The organism is Carboxylicivirga sp. (assembly GCF_982718395.1).
This window is the reverse complement of record NZ_CEXQWX010000280.1, coordinates 1-4,075: the sequence shown is the minus strand read 5'-3', so window position 1 is coordinate 4,075 and position 4,075 is coordinate 1. Positions and strand designations below refer to the sequence as shown.

Below are 4,075 nucleotides of genomic sequence, written 5' to 3'. Positions count from 1 at the left end.
ATAGCATAACTAACTGTCAGTGGCTTGCTGATAATAGCTAATTAACCTTAATTAACGTTGATTGTTCGACAATTAACCCGAATTAATGAAAGCTTTCTTTTATTTTGACATCGAACAAACATTTATTACACATGACTAACTAATTTAAATTCAAGACAAAATGAGACTAACACTAAAATTAACTGTATGCTTACTAATGACTATCGGGTTGTTTTCTTGCCTGACAGTAACCGATCATAAGCATAAAGTAAAGGAAGACAAAGGATTTGAAGAGACCGCATTTATACCTTGCTGTGGTGAACCAGCTCCTGACACCGAGCCATTAACCTTGAAAATTGCTGTTAACGATACCTACTGTAAGGCAACAGCTTGCGTTTGTATTCATAATGTAGCAGCTCGTGAATATGAAGATCTTCAGCGTCTTTTAAAAGAAAAACACAACATCAACTTGGAGATTAGTTATTTTGAAGAAATCTATCACCTGGAAGAAAAGATTAAAACCAAGGAGTTTGATGGAGTTATCTGTAAGCCTTGGAATGTCTATATGCTAAGCAAAGCAAATGACTTGAATTATGAGCGTGTAGCCGATATTAAAGATGCCTTTAACAACCAGTGGTTAAAAGGTGTGTTTTTAGTACCGAAAGATTCACCAATCCAGACATTGGAAGACATTAACGGTAAGATATTGGTAGCTGGTGAAAAAGACGCTTACGAGAAATATCACCAACCAATGGCATTGATGAACGAAAAGGGTATTAAGCCCGGTAAAATATATCACAAGTCAAGCTGTCTGGAATGCATCAATGAATTAATGGACAAGAATGCAGAAGTAGCTATTGTTTCTGATTACGTAATGTTTGCATCGTGTGCAGTTGATGTGGCTAATCCTGATGATTACCGTATTATCTACGAAACAGAGGCAACACCTCTGACTTCATTAATTATCGATCGTGATAAGGTGAGCAAAGAAAATGCTATGCGCATACAAAAAGCTTTATTAAGCCTTTCCAACGAAAATTCTCCTGAGACCATGTTAAGCGATGGCTTTGTTAAACCTGCAACCTGGACACCGGTTCCTTTTGAAAAAGCACTATAGTCATGGCGGAACAAAAGAAAAAATCAATCGACCGTCGCAGCTTTTTGCGTAATGCCGGTCGTGCTGCTTGTGGATTGGCGTTAGGAGGTCTGGCTTACCGTGTGGTAAGTGCGCACATGAACGAAGAAACAGCAGGACCAGGTTCCCGATATGTATGGGCTATCAATCCTGATAAATGTACTTTCTGTGGAAAATGTGAAACTGCCTGCAACCGAACACCTTCAGCTGTAAAAGCCGTTAACGATCAGAAAAAATGTTCGTGCTGTGTGGTTTGTTATGGGCATATCACCAACAAACAAATCCCATCGGATAAGATCATGAGCGATGGTGAGCGTATTTGTCCGCACGATGCAGTTACTCGTGTTAACTATTCAGGAGGTAAGGATGGTTATTTTATTTACGATATCGACGATGACAAATGCACCGGATGTGGTAAGTGTGCTAAAGCCTGCAATGATAAAGGCACCAAGTCGATGTTCCTGATTATTCGTCCCGACCTGTGTTTGAACTGTAATGGTTGTAACATCGCATCGGTTTGTCCTGATGGAGCCATTGAACGTCTCTATTATGGACCGGAAGATAATTTCCGCGGTATTTACGAATTAGAAGGGATGAATATGTAGATGATTGGTATCACAAGATGAAAAGCTTTTATTCGTCTTATATCCTGATACCTACATCGCTGTTTACAGATAACCAATAGATATGGATCACACTATCAATTAATAGTGTATTAAAGATCATGTAAATCGTCTTACGTCTTGATATTCATATCTTACTACATAATATAAAATGAAAAAGATTAGACTAATAACTATAGTCCTCTGTTTCATCGCATCATTAATGACTGGTCATGTATACGCTCAGGATAGCGCTAATGCACCCGATTGTCATTCCATTGATGATTTGTCACGAGGCAATATTCGCGAATTTAAAGACGCCTACATACCGGTAGAATATCATGCTTTACCGGAATACATGTCCTTTGTTGATTTGGGCATTCTGTTGTTACTGCTAGGATTGGGATTATTTTTTGTGTTAAAGCGCAAAACAGGCCGTCCGATGCATATTTTAATGATATTTACCTTTGTGTACCTCGCATTAATCCGTGGTGGCTGTATATGTCCGGTAGGCGCCATTACAAATGCAACGATGGGTATTGTTGAGCCTGCACTTGTCAGTATGACTGCTTTTGTGGTTTTTATCGGCCCTATGTTGATAGCACTGGTTGGGGGGCGAGTGTTTTGTTCATCAGGATGTCCGATGGGTTCTTTGCAACATCTGGGCAAAGCAAAAAAGCACAAGAAATGGATACGCATACCTAAAACGATTAATAATATATTAAAGGCAGCACCCGTCATTATTTTACTGCTGACCATTTATTTTGCTGCCAATGGATCGGCCTGTTTCTTTGCATGCGAGCTGGACCCTTATAAGGCCATTTTCTTTACGGGACAATCCTGGTTTGAGCAAGCATTGGCCTATATCATGGGACAACCCATGGAGTCTAAAATACTGTTGGGCGGATTAATGGGAACCTGGATATATATGAGTATCATGCTAGTAGTCGGCTATTTTATCCCACGACCTTTTTGTCGATTCATATGTCCTTATAGTGTGTTGCTGGGACTTGTATCTATGTTTGCCATCAAGCGGCGGACAATAAAAGAGAATAATTGTGTATATTGTGGTCTGTGCCAGAAAGTTTGTCCCGTTCAGGCCATTACAATAGATCGTACCTCTAAACTTGCAGTAGTGTCGAACTATGATTGTATCCAGTGTAATAAGTGTAATGAAAGCTGCAAGAAAGATGCGATTAGTTAGAGTGCTAAACTGTTGATTTGTTAAGTCGTCGAATTGATGATTTGACAAAATCAAATGAGCAACTTAACAAATAGTCAAGCAAACAATTTATTACTTTCCCAATACAAACTGATATGAACAAAATTAAACAAATTACAATGGCTGTTATGATGCTTACACTCATCGTAGCATGTAATCAGCAAAAGAAGCAAGACGGTTGGACAGTTAACGGTACTATCGAAGGACTGGGTGATGGTGTTGTCTTGTTAAAAAAGGATTTCAACGACCCGAATCCAAAAGAATTTCCGGTAACAGCAGGTGTTTTTACCATCACCGGAGCAAGTGTAGCTGAACCAACTAATATTTTACTTGAAGTAAAGGATAAAGACGTTCGTTTTGGACTATATGTTGAAAACGGCGAGTCTACCTATACGGGTAAATTAATAGAAAAGGAGATGCCTGCATATGGTGATATGGCACCACAAAAGTACTTTGCTATAGAAGATGAAGTCATTACAGGTTCCATTGTTAACACGCACGAAAAAGAGTTTAATGTAGCTATGCAGGCGTGTTATGGCGATATGTCAAAAATGCAACAAATGTCTCGGGAGGAGATGGAGAAGTTTGCAGAAGAGCGCGAGCAAAAAATGAAGAAGGTACAGATTGATTTTATAAAGAATCATCCGGATGCTTTTTATTCAGGTATTGTTGCAATGCGTTTAACACATGGTATGGATAATGAGGGTATGCAGGAAGTATTAGGTATGCTGGATCCGGCATTAAACTCTTCTCAAGTCAGAGCATTGAAAGATAAAATAGCCAATTCAAAAGACGTTGATATTGCTGAAGCTATTACGGCAAGCAATGTGTCATACAAAGTTGAAAAAGCTTATAGTGGTGATTCATATTTAGACGTGATTTATTTGGGTATGCTCAGTGATGATAATGTTTGCGCCTTATGTAAAGATGGAACAGTCAAAACCATTGATGCCAACGGAAAAGCTATAAACAAGTTTAAGCCTGAATTTGAATTCGCCCCAACAACTATGGCTGTAGATAAAGCAGATAATATTTACGTACTGATGCCATTACAAAAAGAGGTAACCCGCAAGTTCAGGGGTAAAACCATGAAAGTAATGGAAACGATTGGCTACAAATGTGAAGTGTTTAATAGCA

Annotated in this window: 4 protein-coding genes; all 4 read left to right on the top strand. The window is 38.9% G+C overall.

Annotated features, from left to right (window positions below; translation table 11 throughout):
- Positions 1 to 160 precede the first annotated feature (160 nt).
- Positions 161 to 1,096 (top strand): phosphate/phosphite/phosphonate ABC transporter substrate-binding protein, encoded by a 936-nt coding sequence (locus AC4MRQ_RS25230; RefSeq protein ID WP_491200504.1) that lies wholly within the window; start codon positions 161 to 163, stop codon positions 1,094 to 1,096.
- 2 nt (positions 1,097 to 1,098) lie between these two features.
- Positions 1,099 to 1,719: a 4Fe-4S binding protein gene (locus AC4MRQ_RS25225; protein ID WP_491200503.1), complete on the top strand. Its 621-nt coding sequence runs from the start codon at positions 1,099 to 1,101 to the stop codon at positions 1,717 to 1,719.
- A 169-nt stretch (positions 1,720 to 1,888) separates the two neighbouring features.
- Positions 1,889 to 2,920: a 4Fe-4S binding protein gene (locus AC4MRQ_RS25220; protein ID WP_491200502.1), complete on the top strand. Its 1,032-nt coding sequence runs from the start codon at positions 1,889 to 1,891 to the stop codon at positions 2,918 to 2,920.
- A gap of 113 nt (positions 2,921 to 3,033) precedes the next feature.
- The coding region (locus AC4MRQ_RS25215) for a hypothetical protein (protein ID WP_491200501.1) at positions 3,034 to 4,075 on the top strand (1,042 nt) is incomplete at its 3' end.

Excerpts from the sequence above, each read along its gene's own strand:
- AC4MRQ_RS25230 (WP_491200504.1), top strand. The coding sequence starts at position 161 with ATGAGACTAACACTAAAATTAACTGTATGCTTACTAATGACTATCGGG.
- AC4MRQ_RS25225 (WP_491200503.1), top strand. The coding sequence starts at position 1,099 with ATGGCGGAACAAAAGAAAAAATCAATCGACCGTCGCAGCTTTTTGCGT.
- AC4MRQ_RS25220 (WP_491200502.1), top strand. The coding sequence starts at position 1,889 with ATGAAAAAGATTAGACTAATAACTATAGTCCTCTGTTTCATCGCATCA.